Annotated in this window: 14 protein-coding genes; 8 read left to right on the top strand and 6 right to left on the bottom strand. The window is 66.9% G+C overall.

Features of this window, described 5'->3' with window-relative positions:
* The first annotated feature begins 88 nt into the window (after positions 1 to 88).
* From rplK to rplL, 5 genes are all read left to right on the top strand, one after another.
* Positions 89 to 520 carry a 50S ribosomal protein L11 gene (rplK, locus tag AC1MH0_RS15305; RefSeq protein ID WP_056047586.1) on the top strand — a complete coding sequence of 144 codons (432 nt, stop codon included), beginning with the start codon at positions 89 to 91 and terminating at the stop codon, positions 518 to 520.
* Positions 521 to 524: 4 nt separating this feature from the next.
* The gene (gene rplA / locus AC1MH0_RS15300) at positions 525 to 1,217 is read left to right on the top strand and encodes a 50S ribosomal protein L1 (protein WP_480963483.1); all 693 of its coding nucleotides are present in this window, start codon (positions 525 to 527) and stop codon (positions 1,215 to 1,217) included.
* A 323-nt stretch (positions 1,218 to 1,540) separates the two neighbouring features.
* Positions 1,541 to 1,897 (top strand): GFA family protein, encoded by a 357-nt coding sequence (locus AC1MH0_RS15295; RefSeq protein ID WP_480963482.1) that lies wholly within the window; start codon positions 1,541 to 1,543, stop codon positions 1,895 to 1,897.
* A gap of 277 nt (positions 1,898 to 2,174) precedes the next feature.
* Positions 2,175 to 2,690: a 50S ribosomal protein L10 gene (gene rplJ, locus AC1MH0_RS15290; protein WP_055879768.1), complete on the top strand. Its 516-nt coding sequence runs from the start codon at positions 2,175 to 2,177 to the stop codon at positions 2,688 to 2,690.
* A gap of 64 nt (positions 2,691 to 2,754) precedes the next feature.
* Positions 2,755 to 3,129 (top strand): 50S ribosomal protein L7/L12, encoded by a 375-nt coding sequence (rplL, locus tag AC1MH0_RS15285; RefSeq protein WP_056047577.1) that lies wholly within the window; start codon positions 2,755 to 2,757, stop codon positions 3,127 to 3,129.
* 454 nt (positions 3,130 to 3,583) lie between these two features.
* Here rplL and AC1MH0_RS15280 read toward each other — a convergent pair whose 3' ends face one another.
* The 4 genes from AC1MH0_RS15280 to AC1MH0_RS15265 form a co-directional block, all read right to left on the bottom strand.
* Positions 3,584 to 3,802, bottom strand: coding sequence for a helix-turn-helix domain-containing protein (locus AC1MH0_RS15280; RefSeq protein ID WP_480963481.1), 219 nt, complete (start codon positions 3,800 to 3,802; stop codon positions 3,584 to 3,586).
* The gene (locus AC1MH0_RS15275; RefSeq protein ID WP_480963480.1) at positions 3,802 to 4,317 is read right to left on the bottom strand and encodes a DUF2975 domain-containing protein; all 516 of its coding nucleotides are present in this window, start codon (positions 4,315 to 4,317) and stop codon (positions 3,802 to 3,804) included. The genes AC1MH0_RS15280 and AC1MH0_RS15275 overlap by 1 nt, the downstream gene beginning before the upstream one ends.
* Positions 4,318 to 4,412: 95 nt before the next feature.
* On the bottom strand, positions 4,413 to 5,810 hold the full coding sequence (locus AC1MH0_RS15270; protein ID WP_480963479.1) for a hypothetical protein: 1,398 nt from the start codon (positions 5,808 to 5,810) through the stop codon (positions 4,413 to 4,415).
* A gap of 170 nt (positions 5,811 to 5,980) precedes the next feature.
* Entirely contained in the window at positions 5,981 to 7,252 is a 1,272-nt protein-coding gene (locus AC1MH0_RS15265) for a Xaa-Pro dipeptidase (RefSeq protein WP_480963478.1), read from the bottom strand.
* A gap of 132 nt (positions 7,253 to 7,384) precedes the next feature.
* Here AC1MH0_RS15265 and AC1MH0_RS15260 point away from each other — a divergent pair, with 132 nt between their 5' ends.
* From AC1MH0_RS15260 to AC1MH0_RS15250, 3 genes are all read left to right on the top strand, one after another.
* Entirely contained in the window at positions 7,385 to 9,766 is a 2,382-nt protein-coding gene (locus AC1MH0_RS15260; RefSeq protein WP_480963477.1) for a hypothetical protein, read from the top strand.
* Positions 9,767 to 9,854: 88 nt separating this feature from the next.
* Positions 9,855 to 10,085, top strand: coding sequence for a hypothetical protein (locus AC1MH0_RS15255; protein ID WP_480963476.1), 231 nt, complete (start codon positions 9,855 to 9,857; stop codon positions 10,083 to 10,085).
* Between the two features lie 39 nt (positions 10,086 to 10,124).
* A complete protein-coding gene (locus AC1MH0_RS15250) occupies positions 10,125 to 10,412 on the top strand; it encodes a hypothetical protein (RefSeq protein ID WP_056047554.1) in 288 nt (95 codons plus the stop codon).
* Positions 10,413 to 10,545: 133 nt separating this feature from the next.
* On the opposite strand, the gene zwf is transcribed toward AC1MH0_RS15250, so the two are convergent.
* Both zwf and AC1MH0_RS15240 read right to left on the bottom strand, forming a co-directional pair.
* Entirely contained in the window at positions 10,546 to 12,045 is a 1,500-nt protein-coding gene (gene zwf, locus AC1MH0_RS15245) for a glucose-6-phosphate dehydrogenase (protein WP_480963475.1), read from the bottom strand.
* Positions 12,046 to 12,141: 96 nt separating this feature from the next.
* Positions 12,142 to 13,689, bottom strand: a complete 1,548-nt coding sequence (locus AC1MH0_RS15240) for a cation:proton antiporter (protein ID WP_480963474.1) — start codon at positions 13,687 to 13,689, stop codon at positions 12,142 to 12,144.
* Positions 13,690 to 13,792: the final 103 nt, after the last annotated feature.

The following is a 13,792-nucleotide window of genomic DNA, read 5'->3' as shown; positions in this document are numbered from 1 at the left end:
CGCCGGCTTCCACCTTCATTGATGGAATTTGCGGGAGGCTGTCGCGAGACGGCCGCCAATACCGCTAGGCTCACATAAAGAGAGTGACATGGCTAAAAAGATTACCGGATACATCAAGCTGCAGGTCCCTGCAGGCGAGGCAAAGCCCGCGCCGCCGATCGGGCCTGCGCTGGGTCAGCGCGGCGTGAACATCATGGAGTTCTGCAAGGCGTTCAACGCCGGCACGAGCGAACTGAAGAAGGGCATGCCGATCCCGACCGTCATCACGGTCTATGCGGATCGCTCGTTCTCGTTCGAGACCAAGACCCCGCCAGCATCGTACCTGATCAAGGAGGCCGCCGGTCTCAAGTCGGGTTCGAAGGAGCCGGGCAAGGTCGTCGCCGGCACGATCAAGCGCTCGCAGCTGAGCGAGATCGCCACGACGAAGATGAAGGACCTCAACGCCAACGATATCGACGCTGCGACGAAGATCATCGAAGGCAGCGCCCGCGCAATGGGCCTCGAAGTGGTGGAGGGCTGATATCATGGCTAAGCTGAGCAAGAAGCAGAAGGCCGTCACGGTCGACCTCGTCAAGCTGCACGGCATCGACGAGGCCATCGGCCTCGCGCGGTCGGGCGCCACGTCGAAGTTCGACGAGACGATCGAAGTCGCGCTGAACCTGGGCGTCGATCCGCGTCACGCAGACCAGATGGTCCGCGGCGTGGTGACGCTGCCCAAGGGCACCGGCAAGACCGTCCGCGTCGGCGTGTTCGCCCGCGGCGCGAAGGCTGAAGAGGCCCTCGCAGCAGGCGCAGACGTTGTCGGCGCCGAAGACCTGATGGAAATCATCCAGGGTGGCACGATCGATTTCGATCGCTGCATCGCGACCCCGGACATGATGGGCATCGTCGGTCGCCTCGGTAAGGTTCTGGGTCCCAAGGGCCTGATGCCGAACCCGAAGCTCGGCACGGTGACGATGAACGTCGCCGCCGCCGTCCAGGCAGCGAAGGGCGGCCAGATCGAATACCGCGTCGAAAAGGCCGGCATCATCCACTCGGGCATCGGCAAGGCGTCGTTCCCGGCGGAAGACCTGCGCGCGAACTTCGACGCACTGGTCGACGCAGTGGTCAAGGCCAAGCCGAGCGGCGCCAAGGGCAAGTACGTCCAGAAGGTCGCGATCTCGTCGACCATGGGTGCAGGCATCAAGGTCGACACGACCGAGGTTGCTGGGGCCTGAACCGCACGTGGCTAGCGCAAGCTAGCCACGAGACGGCGAAAGCGCGGCCGGCGCGGGCAACCGCGACCGACGAGGACGGGATTACTCCCGTCCCGCCGCTGAGAGATAGAAAAGGGCCGGGAGCGATCCCGGCCCTTTTTGCGTGCGGGCCATACCGGTCGTTCGGCGAAGATCACCCTACCCCCACTCCGTTATCCTGACGAAAGTCAGGGTTCAGGGTTACAAACGTCGCCCCTCTCGGCTCTGGATCCTGACTTTCGTCAGGATGACGGGGGTCGTGGAACTACGTGAATCGCGCGCCATTATGGTCCACGTCATGACGCATGATCGAAGCCTACTGTCACTGTGGCGCGGTAACGCTGGCCATCGACCTACCGCCGGAATGGGTCGCCGAGTGCAACTGCTCGATCTGTCGCAGCTACGGAGTCCTTTGGGCCTATTACCGGGCCAGCGAAGTACGCGTGGCGGCATCCGTTCCGATCGACGTCTATAGTTGGGGTGCCAAGACATTACGCTTCCACCGCTGCAGCGAATGCGGCTGCGTGATGCACTGGACGAAGGTCGACCCGGCGATCGACCGGATCGGCGTCAACGCCCGCCTGATGCCGCCCGACATCCTGGCGGCGGCCCGCATACGCCGGCTCGATGGCGCCGATACCGGGCTATACCTCGACGCCTGACCCTCTCCGCGATTGACTCCCCCGCCAGTTCCGCTAAGGCGCGGCTTCGTTCGGCGGGCTTGCTCGTCGAACTCCGTCCGAGACAGTGGGTGCAGCGGGTTTGCCGGTGCTTAATCTCCCACCTAGACGGGGAATGAGATTTTGTCGGCCCATCTGCGTGCCGCCCTCTCCCATGCCCCATCGACGAGACACCCCGGAAGCGCGGGCTTGTCTGCGCCTCCGGTTAGTAACCGGGTCCACTGCGCAAGCGGTGAACTCGTAAAACGTGGAGAATGGCATGGATCGTGATCAAAAGACCGCGGCCGTAGCCGAGCTGAACCGCACCTTTTCCGAGGTCGGCGTCGTCGTTGTCACGCGCAACCTCGGCCTGACCGTCGCACAGTCCACTGTGCTGCGGAACAAGATGCGCGACGCCGGCGCGACCTACAAGGTCTCGAAGAACAAGCTTGCCAAGATCGCAATGGACGGCACCGACTACAGCTCGCTGGGCGACATGCTCACGGGTCCGGTCGGTCTGGCCAGTTCCATCGATCCCGTCGCGGCCGCCAAGGTGGTCGTGGAATTCGCGAAGACGAACGACAAGTTCGAAATCGTGGGTGGGGCGATGGGCGCGACGACCCTCGACGTCGACGGTGTGAAGGCGCTCGCAACGCTGCCCTCGCTGGACGAACTGCGTGCCAAGATCGTTGGCCTCATCGTGGCACCCGCCACGAAGCTGGCAACGATCACGCAGGCTCCGGCAGCGCAGCTCGCGCGCGTGCTTTCCGCCTACGCGGAGAAGGAAGCCGCCTGATCTTGCAGGCCTTTCGTTACCTTTTTGAACTGATGGGGCACGAGCCCCGAGATGGAGATTTATCATGGCAGACCTGAACGCGCTCGTTGAGAGCCTGAGCGAACTGACCGTTCTCGAAGCAGCTGAGCTTTCGAAGCTGCTCGAAGAGAAGTGGGGCGTTTCGGCCGCAGCAGCGGTCGCAGCACCGGCAGCAGGCGGCGGCGCAGCCGCTCCTGCAGCAGAAGAGCAGACCGAATTCGACGTCATCCTGACCGGCGACGGTGGCAAGAAGATCAACGTCATCAAGGAAGTCCGTGCGATCACCGCGCTCGGCCTGACCGAAGCAAAGACGCTGGTCGAGTCGGCTCCCAAGGCCGTCAAGGAAGGCGTGTCGAAGGACGAGGCCGCCAAGATCAAGGCTCAGCTCGAAGCAGCTGGCGCGACCGTCGAGGTCAAGTAAGCCGCAGCGGGAAAGACGATTTAGCCAAGGCTAAATCGCAGTCCCGCAAGGCCGGCCGGCGGCATTCATGCCGACCGACGAAGCAGGGGCTTTGCCCCTGCTGGCCGCAGCTAATAAAAAGGGCGGCCCCAGCGATGGGGTCGCCCTTTTTCGTGTCTCGATACCTTGGCGGTTCCCGGCAAATGCCAGCGTCAGCAGGAGACACACTGACGGAGCGTATCTCGCTATTACGCCGACCTTTCCAACTGGGCCCCGGCCTTCGCCGGGGTGGTAAGGATGATCTTCAGGCGGTCTGGACCCCGTACAACGGCGCGTTCTCCGCCCGCTCCGCCCGCTCCACCACCGCATCCAGATCGCGCGGGTGCACGGTCCACCCCCTCCACTTCAGCCCGGTCTTCACCCCGACGAATACCGCCGATCCGCCTTCCCGCTCCGCGTCTTTCCGTACGATCGCTCATGTTGTTTCCCCCTCTGACGTGAAACTCAGGATGTCGCCCGGCTGGCAGTCGAGCGCTGTGCAGATCGCTTCCAGCGTCGAGAAGCGGATCGCCTTGGCCTTGCCGGTCTTGAGGATCGACAGGTTCGCCATCGTGATGTCGACCGCCTGCGAAAGCTCGGTCAGCGTCATGCCGCGTGCCGCAAGCATGCCGTCGAGCGTGACGATGACGGGCATCAGACGGTCATCGCCAGGTCGTCGCGCATGCTCGCACCCACGCGGAACACCCGGGCGAGCACGAACAGCATCACAACCCCGATCCAGCCGGTGAAGCCGGGCACCCATGTCGCGTGATCGACACCGAGCCGGTCGAGCGCGAGCACGATCCCACGGAAAGCGAGATCGAGCAGTTGTATGGCGAACAGCGCCCAGCCGATCCGTTGGAGACGATCGGCGTTGGCGACGACGAACGGGTCGCCCGCCCGCACCGTGGCCAGGATCGCGAGCAAGCGGCTGAACAGGTGATACACCGCAATGCAGGCGACGAGGCTTATGACGCCTGTGAGCCGCAGCAACGCAATGGTCTCGCCGACATAGCGGCCGTGATATTTGGTGGCGATCTGGGCGGTGAGCGCGTCACCGAAGACGAACGAGGCGACGATCGCGACCACGAACCCGACTGCGACCGCCCAGTTCAACCAGTTTGCGAACCGTACCAGTCCGCTGGCGACGACGAGAACACGATCCTGCATGCCGACCTCCGTTTATCGATAAACAATATGTATCGTTTATCGATAAACGTCAATCGTGGTGCGTCAGCCGTTGCTCGGGTCGTGACGGCAGCAGGTCAGCGTTCGAAGGTCGCCGCATGCGGCCGGGCCGCGACCGTGCTGTACATGCGGGCGGGGGCGTCGAGCCAGAACGGCGCGAGCTTGGGGGAGTCGACGCGTTCTACGCCTACCACCCAGGCGCGGGCGAACTGCGCGTCGTTGCCGACCGTTGCGTACAGGATGTTGGAAGCGAGCACGGGCACGAACATCGGGCGGTTGGCGGCGGTCATCGTGCGGATCGCCTCGCGCGCGATCGCGGCGACGGTGCGGATGGTGCGTGTTTCTCCCGCCGCCAGCGTGAACGGCGCCGCCGCGGGACGGAGGACCGGCGCCGCATTGAACGCGGCCAGATCCATGTCCTGGTCGGCATGCGCGGTCAGCAGCGCGATGCCGACGCGGATGCTCTCGGCCGGCGCGGTTCCGGTGTTGGTGACGATCATCTCACACTCGACGGTCGCGCTCAGCAAGTTGAGACCCGCGCGCAACGGACGAAGCTCGCAGGTCAGCCGAGCCCGGGCGGCAACGGGCGGCGTGGGCGGCACCTTGCCCCTTGGCTCGAGGAATTTGGGTGCGGCAGTCGGGACGATAGCTACGGGTGCGACCGTGGATGCGGTGGCAGGGGTGACGGGTGCCGGGGGTAGCACTGGTTCGGACACGCCCGGCTTGGCAGCGACCGGCTGGGGAGCGACCGGCTGGGGGACGACCGGCGGCGGAGTCGGCTCGACATAGGTTTCGGGTTCGACACTCTCGTACCGGTGGCTGCGTGGCTTGCGACGGAGCGCCCATAGCGCGCCGAGAACCACGACAATGGCGGTCAGCGAGAGCCACAGCGGCATCGCACTGCCCTTTTCGGGTGCCGTCAGCGTGGATTCCGGGGTTTGGGCCGGCGTCGTTGCGGGCGTGGGCGCGGTCGGCTGCGGCGACACGTCGGAGGCCGGGGTCTGTGCTGGTAACTGGAGAGCAGGCTCCGGCGTCGGCGTTGCAGCGGGCGCTGGTTCGGCTGACGTCGACGGACGCGGTGGCTCGGCCGCCGGCGTGCGCGGCTGGGTCGCTGGTTCCGGCGCCGTCCGGGTGGCCGTCCGGGTGGCCGCCCGTTCGCGTGTCGGCGCCTCGGTCGTCGTGCGCTCGACGCCCGCCCGCGTCGTGGTCGCACGGTCCGTGGCGGGCTTTGCCGCAGCGCTCGACCGCGGAGTACGACGGGAAGCGGGCGTGGCGTTCGGCAGGACGATGGTCGGCGCGGCGGGCACCGGGATCGCGGTCGTGTCGGGAGTTGGCTGCGTACCGGGGGCCTGGAGCCGCTCCAGGCCGCGCACGGGTGCGGCCGGCTCGGTCTGCGCGGCCGCCGGGGTCGCGGCGGCGGCCAGGACGGTCATGGTGGCGAGCAGGGCGGCCAGCGCCCCGCGGTCGGTCGTCATCGTCGAAAATCCCCTGCGCGCGGTCGTCGCGGCGTTGTGGGCGGGGGAGGCTGAACGGGGTCCGACGGCAACCCGTGATGCGACGAGTTGCTTCTGGGCAGCGGTGAAGCGTGGCGAGGGTGTGAGCGGCCGGGCGCCGGTCGATGGCGATCCTCCCCCGCCAGGGCGCTCTACTTCGGGGCGATCACCACTGCCCCGCCCTTCATGACGAACGCGGGATGCTCCAACTGGCGCACGTCGGTCAGCGGATCGCCATCGACCGCGACGAGATCGCCGAACCGGCCCGGCTGGATCGCGCCGACGTCTGCGGTTCTGGCCAGCGCGATCGCGGCGCTGGAGGTGGCGGCCTGGATCGCCTCCAGCGGCGTCATGCCCCATTCGACCATCTTGGCGAACTGGAGCGCGTTGTTGCCGTTGGGGTAGACGCCGCCGTCGGTGCCGAACAGCATCTTTACCCCGGCGGCGTGCGCGGCGCGGAAGGTCTGGCGCTGCTTGAGGCCGACCTGGCGTTCCTTCTCCAGGCTTTCGGCGAACACGCCGTTCTTGGCACCCTCGGCGAGGATATAGTCGTCGTCGTAGATATCCATGTCGAACCACGCCCCGCTCGCCTTGGCCAGCTTGAACGATTCGGCGTCGGCGAGGCTGGCGTGTTCGATCGTGTCGACGCCGGCGCGCAGCGCATCGTTGATGCCTTCGCTGCCGTGCGCGTGGACCGCGACCTTCATCCCGAGCATGTGCGCCTCCTCGACGATCGCCTTGATCTCCGCGAGGCTGATCTGCTGCGCCCCGACGCTGTCGGTCTTCGAGAGGACGCCGCCGGTCATGCAGACCTTCACCACCTCCGCGCCATATTTGCGGATCGTCCGGACCGCGCCCCGAAACTCGTCGGGGGTGTTGGCGATCTGCGGATGCGGGACCTGGATCGAGGGCGGAAATTCGGTTGCGTCGCAGTGGCCGCCGGTCGCGCCGAGCGCGTAGGTGGCGGGGACGATGCGCGGGCCGGGGACGTAGCCGCGGTCGATACCCTGTTTCAGCGCGACGTCATCGTAGTTGGACGAGCCGACGTTGCGCACCGTGGTGAAGCCCGCGTCGAGCGTCTTGCGCGCGTTGGCGACGCCGACGACGGTCCAGAAATTGTCGGTGAATTCGAGTGAACGATAGCCGCTGAGCGTCGGGTCGCTCGTCAGGTGGACGTGCATGTCGATCAGGCCGGGGAGCAGCGTTCGCGGGCCGAGGTCGACGCGCTCGGCGCCAGCGGGAACGGCATCACCCTTGCGACCGACCGCGGTGATGCGACCATCGACGATCGTCACCTGCGGGTCGTCGATGCGCTTGCCCGCGAGCACGTCGATCATGTGCGCGGCGGTGACGACCACCGTCTTCGCGGCGGCATTGGTTGCGGTCGTCGCGAGTAGCGTCGCGATGAGAATGCGCGCGATCATGTAAGTCCCCTTCCCCGAGTCCTGTACTGTGTGCGGCAGCGTGAGCGATCGGGCAAGTGCGGCGTCTTGCCCTATTATCGACACTGGCGCAGGCCATTCGTGATGCTTCCGACGCCGAGATCGCCCGTGATGATGCTTCGATTTCTCCCGTTTTGCGCACTGGCCGTTTCGCTGGCGCCTGTCGTCGCAGGGGCCGATCCGGCGCCGTTCGACCTGACCGGGCCAAGCCTGCGCGTCCGCGTGACGCACGGAATGACGACGCTGCCGATCGCGCAGGTGCCAAAGCTCGCGACCGGTGACCGCGTGGCGATCGCCGCGGATCTTCCGACCGGCAAGAAGGACGATGGTGCGCGCTATCTGCTGGTCGCCGCGTTCCTGCGCGGTGCGACCGAGCCGCCGCCCAAATCCTGGTTCTCCAAGGCCGAAACGTGGAAGGCGAAGAAGAACGCGCTGGCGTTGACGGTACCGGACGGCGCGCGGCAACTGGTCGTGTTCCTCGTGCCGGAAAGCGGCGGGTTCGACGCGGTAATCTCGGCGGTGCGCAAACAGCCGGGGGCGTTCGTGCGCGCCGTCCAGGATCTCGACCAAGCGTCGCTCGATCGCGCGCGGCTCGATGCGTTCCTAGACGGGATCCATGCGCTGGAGCGGACGCGGCCGGAGCGTATCGAGGCGGTATCGCCCTTGCTGTCGCGCAGTCTCGCGATCAAGCTGAAAGCCGAGTGCCTCGATCTCGCGGCCGATCTCCAGGCCGCTTGCCTGACGCAGAACCGCGAATCCCTGCTGCTTACGGACGGCCAGAGCTCGACGCTGGCGGATACGCTGGTCGGGGCGCCGACCGATCTCGCGCTGCAACTGAGCGCGACGCCGCAGGGCGGGCTCGGCTATTACAGTCCGTATATCGGCGTGGTGCGCGATCTCGCGAAGATCTTCGGCGCGTTCCAGTCGACCCAGTTCCGCTACATCCCGGCCCTGGCGCGCGCGCGGGACGATCGGCTGGCGTTGCTGCTGAATGCGGCGCCGTCTTTCGCGAGCCCGAAATCGGTGATGGTCGTGGCGATGCCGGTGATCGAGACCGGGGCGCCCCAGACACCGACGATGCGGCGCGCGGAGGCCGACCGGCTGGTCTGCGCGGCCAAGCCCGACCTCGTGCTGCCGGTCGAGGGTGCGCCGCTGATCTATGCGACGAAGTTCGCGCACGACATGAGCTTGCGCGTGACGACCCCGCAGGGTGGCGTGGTCGAGTTGCCGGTGCAGGCCGATGCCGAGCGCGGCGGCTATGTGCTCGACCAGGTCGGGATGCGGACCGCGGGGCTGGGTAGCGTAACCGATGCGACGCTGCACGGGCGCTGGGGCTTCACGCCGTTCGACGGGCCGCGGTTCCGCCTGCAGGTGCCGCGCTCGGGTGGCTGGCAGATGGTCGATACCGATCCCGAGAATTTGGTGGTCGGGCGCGACAATCCGGTCACGCTGGCAGGGCCGACCCCGAGCTGCGTCGAGGCGGTGACGTTGCACAGCGACGCAGGGAGCGTGCCGCTGGCCTGGACCTCGACCGGCGACCGCATCGGCCTGACCCTGCCGCTGGCCAAGACGGTGCCGGGCAAGCTGACGCTGTCGGTCAAGCAGTTCGGAATCGAGGCGCCCGAGAAGATCGCGCTGGTCGCGCTGTCCGAAGCGGGAAGGATCGACGGGTTCACGCTGTATGCGGGCGACACCGCGGGAACGCTGGCGGGGACTCGGCTCGACCTGGTGGCGTCGATGACGGTCGATGGGATCGCGTTCAGGCCGGGCGACGTGGTTCGGGCGGACAAGGCGGACCGATTGGCGCTGAACGCTGCGACCGCGCCTGCGTTCGTGGCGGGTCAGACGAAGATGGCGCTCGTCACGCTGTCGGACGGGCGCAAACGCTCGGTGAAGTTCGCGGTCGCCCAGCCACGGCCCAAGGCGGCGCTGATCGCGAAAAGCATCGTCGCGCCGCCCTCCCCTGGGCTTCCGGTCGTGCTCGCGGGCGACACCGCGATCGCACAGGATGCCCGGCTGACCTTCTCGTTACGCGCCGACGGCACTAAGTTCGCAGCGAGCGACAGCGTCGAGATCGCGACGGCGGATGGCGCGATGACGACCAGCGTATCGTCGGGGCGTGGCCTTACCGTGCAGGACGACCGGATCGCGGTGGCGACGGTCGAGCCGGGCAAGGCGCTGGGCGTTTCGGCGCATGGGCCGCTGAAGTGGCGGCTGGTGCAAGACGGCGTCGCGGGGGATTGGGTGCCGTTGACGACCCTCGTCCGCGTACCGGGGCTGGCCGGGGTGACGTGTGCGGAGACCTGCACGTTGACGGGGAGCGACCTGTTCCTGCTGGATTCGGTGGCGGCGAATGCGGGATTTACGGACGCGGTGCGGGTGCCGGAAGGGTTTACCGGGGCTTCCTTGACCGTACCGAAACCGGTTGGTGGGATGCTGTTCCTGCGGTTGCGGGATAGTCCTGGCGTGATGGCCTCGGTCTCGCCCGGATCGTAGCCTTCGACGTCCAGCCTAAGGATAGTAATGACGGTTGCTGGCCCGTTTGCGGTGGCGACGGGCGGGCGATTGTCGCTATGGGGCGCGGATGACCGCATCGGATCTCCAGAGCCTGTTCGTCACCAACCTCGTCCGGTACAATAGTGGCGACCGGCGGCGGTGGCGGCTGATCGTCGGCGACGTTCGCGTCTACTCGACCGCGACGCACGCGCATTGCAACTGGGCGGTGACGCCGTCGGGCAGCGCGAGCGAGGTCGACGCGGTCGAGCGGCTGGCGGACCGGCTGCGCGAGGATCATCCTATCATCACCGCCGGCTGACGGCTTTTATCGACGCAGGCATCTACGCAGGAGCGACACATGGCGAAGCAATATTGGGCGCAGATCATCGAACTCGACGAGGAGATGACGGCCGCGACTATTCCGGGTGCGACCGATCACGAGGATGCGGCGGATTCGCTCGTGGCCGATTTCGTCGGTGCAATGGGCGGCGAGATCACCTCGGGCGCGGTGCGCGTCTGGGTGCAGGGCGGGGTCGAGAAGGTCTATGACTGGAAGGCCGACTTCACGATGCCCGACATGGACGAGATGGGCGACGAGGACGAGATGGAGGTCGAGGGCGAGATCGAGCTGACCGAGCGGGTTTGAGCGCGAATCGCATGTGACTAGACATGCCACCCCGGCGAAGGCCGGGGCCCAATTGGCAAGGTCGGCATAACGGAGCGCTGCCCCTCGTTAGCGACCTTCTCCCAATTGGGCCCCGGGTCTCGCCGGGGTGGACTCAGGGGACGGTTTGGCCCGCGGGGGCGAGTTCGTGCCAGGTGTGGTCGTCGTGGGCGAGGAGGGCGTCCGCCGCGGCGGGACCCAGCGTGCCGGCTTCATAGGGCTCGGGCATCTCCGAATCGTGCGCCCACAGGTCGAGGAACGGCTGAACCGCTGCCCAGCCTGCCTCGATCGCGTCGGCGCGCTGGAACAAGGTCTGGTCGCCGACGAACAGGTCGTAGATCAGCGACTCGTATCCCGTCAGGTGGCCGATGTCGAAGGCGTCGGCGTAGCGGAAATCCAGCGCGATCGGCGCGGTCGCCACTTCCAGGCCGGGCCGCTTGATATTGATGTCCATGCTCAACCCCTCGTCGGGCTGGATCTGGATGATCAGCCGGTTGGGCGGGAGCATGTCGGCGGCCGCGCCGGGGAACGACGCGAACGGGACCGGCTTGAAGGTGATCGCGATCTCCGTGTCGCGGCAGGTCATCGCCTTGCCGGTGCGCAGGTAGAACGGCACGCCCGCCCAGCGCCACGTGTCGACCATGAGCTTCAGCGCGACATACGTCTCGGTCCGGCTGTCGGGGGCGACATCGGGGCTGGCGGTGTAGGCTGGGACCTCGACCTCCTTCACCTTGCCCGCGGTATAGGCGCCGCGGACGCCGTTGCGTTTCGCCTTGCTCGGCGAATAGACGCGGACGGCCTTCAAGACCTTGCCCTTTTCGTTTCGGATCGCCTCAGCATCGAAGCTTGCGGGCGGCTCCATCGCGACCATCGCGAGCAACTGGAACAGGTGGTTGGGGACCATGTCGCGGAGCGCACCGGTGGCGTCGTAGAACTTGCCGCGGGTGCCGACGTCGACCGTCTCGGCGGCGGTGATCTGGACGTGCGCGATGCAGTCCGCATTCCAGACACGCTCGAGCATCATGTTGGCGAACCGCGCGGTCATGATGTTCTGGACGGTTTCCTTGCCGAGGAAATGATCGATCCGGTAGACTTGCGCTTCGCCGACCTTCGACAGGATTCGCGCGTTCAGGGCCTGTGCCGAAGCGAGATCGTGCCCGAACGGCTTTTCGATCGCGATCCGGCGGAAGGCGTGCGGGGCTTCCGCCATCAGCCCGTGGTCGGCGAGTTTATCGACAAGTTCGCCAAAGAACTTGGCGGGCACCGCGAAGTAGAAGGCGACGTTGCCCGTCACGCGTGCCTTAAGCTGGTCGTAGACGTCGTCCGTCGTGAAATCTCCCTGGAGATAGCCGACCCGGTCCTTGAGCCGCGCCCAGGCGTCGCCCTTCGCACCGGCGCCCTCGCCGCCCTTCGCGTCGAAACTGCCGAGCGCGTCGCGCAGCGACTGATCGTTCCCCTCGTCGATGCCGACGCCGAGAACGTGGAAATCATCGCCGACCAGCCCGAGCCGGGTCATGTTGATCAACGCGGGCATCAGCAAGCGACGGGTCAGATCACCGAAGGCGCCGAAGATCACGAGCGTCGTCGGCGGGGCGGGCTTGACGGACTTGCTCACGAATTCGCCTCGGACATGCATCGACCCTTTCTACGGTGGTTCCCTCAAACCGCGTAGCGCGTGCCGATGTTCCCCGCACGCCCTCACGTCGCCCCTTCAGGTCGCGGAGAGGATATTGTCGCCGAATGCGCGCGCGTCGACCTCCGCCCAGTCGAGTTCTTCCTGGAGGCGGCGATAGACGTCCTCCGCCACCTCCCCCTTGTCGCGCATCTCGTGCAACACGGCGCGCTGGCAGGCGATCATTTCCAGGTGGAGGACGTCGAATTCCGAGCTCGCTTGCGGATCGTCGGCCTCGGCGGTGACCTTGCCCGCCGCACCATAGCGGAAGCGGAGCGCATCGGCCGCCGCGCCCTGACGTGCCGGCAGTACCGCGAGACCGGCGTCAATCAGCCGCTTGCGCGCGGGTGCGATCTCGTCGGCGAGCCCGGTATCGGCGCCCAGATCGAGACGACGGATCAACGGCCCGAGCGTCAGCCCCTGCAGCACGAGCGTGCCGATCACCACGCCGAACGCGGCGAGCACGATCAGGTCGCGGCCTGGCACAGACCCCGGCAGCGCGAACGCGGTCGCCAGCGTCAGCAGCCCCCGCATGCCCGACCAGGACAGGATCATCGACGCATTCCAGGGAGGCGGCTTGGGCAGCCAGGACGGTGCGTAGCGGTTGGCGATCACGCCCTCGACGAACCGGACGAAGAACACCCACGCGACCCGCGTGACGAGCACGGTCGCGAGGACCGCGGCGGCGAACCCGATCGCCGGCCAGCGCTCGGCGGCGGGCAGGCCGACCAGCACGTCGCGTGATTGCAGCCCCATCAATGCGAACGCGATGATATTGAGGACGAGCACCGCCGCCGACCATACCGCAGCGCCCTGCAACCGGTCTCGCGCGGGCTGGCCGACCGGGCGGCGCTGCGACACGATCATCCCGAACGTGACGACGGCCAGCACCGGCGAAATGTGCAGCCGCTCGGCGAGCAACCATATCCCGAACGTCACTGCGAAATCGGCGAGGCTCGCGCCCAGCGTGCCCGCAAACAGCGGCGAGATGCGCAGATATACCCATGACGCGACGGCGCCGAACACGATGCCGCCCGGCACCGCCGCGGCGAGCGCGAGCGGCGTCACCGGCGTGTCGGAATGCGTCGCGAACGCCACCGCAAGCCCGAACAGCAGCAGCGCGGTCGCGTCGTTGAGCAGGCTCTCGCCCTGGAGCAGCAACAGGCCGCGGCGGGGAATGCCGACTTCGCCGAGCACCGCTTCCGAGGCAGCGGCATCGGGCGGCGCGACGATCGCCCCCAGCGCGAAAGCGGCGGCAAGCGGCAACCCACCCAGCGTCACGCCGACCAGCGCGACCGCCCCGGCAGTGACCAGCACGGCGAACACCGCCAGCGACAGCAGCGGAAACCAGTGCCGCCGCAAGGCGCGTGGACTGGTATAATAGGCGGCGTGCAACAGCGCCGGGGCAATGAACAACGCCAGCGCCAGATGCGGTTCCACCGTGATTTTCGGCGCGAACGGCAAGGCGGCAAAACCGATGCCGGCGGCCGCCAGCAACGTCGGATACGGGACGTTCAACTTGCGCGCGAGGACCAGCAGGACCAGCGCGGCCAGCAGGATGGCGTCGAGGCTTTCGAATAATTCCACAGGCACGCAACGGGTGGGAGAAGCGGACGGGCCCGCGCGACGGGCAGACCAAAAAAAACCACCCCGTGCATGTCGCACGGAGTGGCCTAGGTTCAGGGAGGAG

Source organism: Sphingomonas sp. AP28, assembly GCF_056680455.1.
Note: the sequence above shows the minus strand (reverse complement) of the source record. Positions and strands in the feature narration are given on the sequence as shown.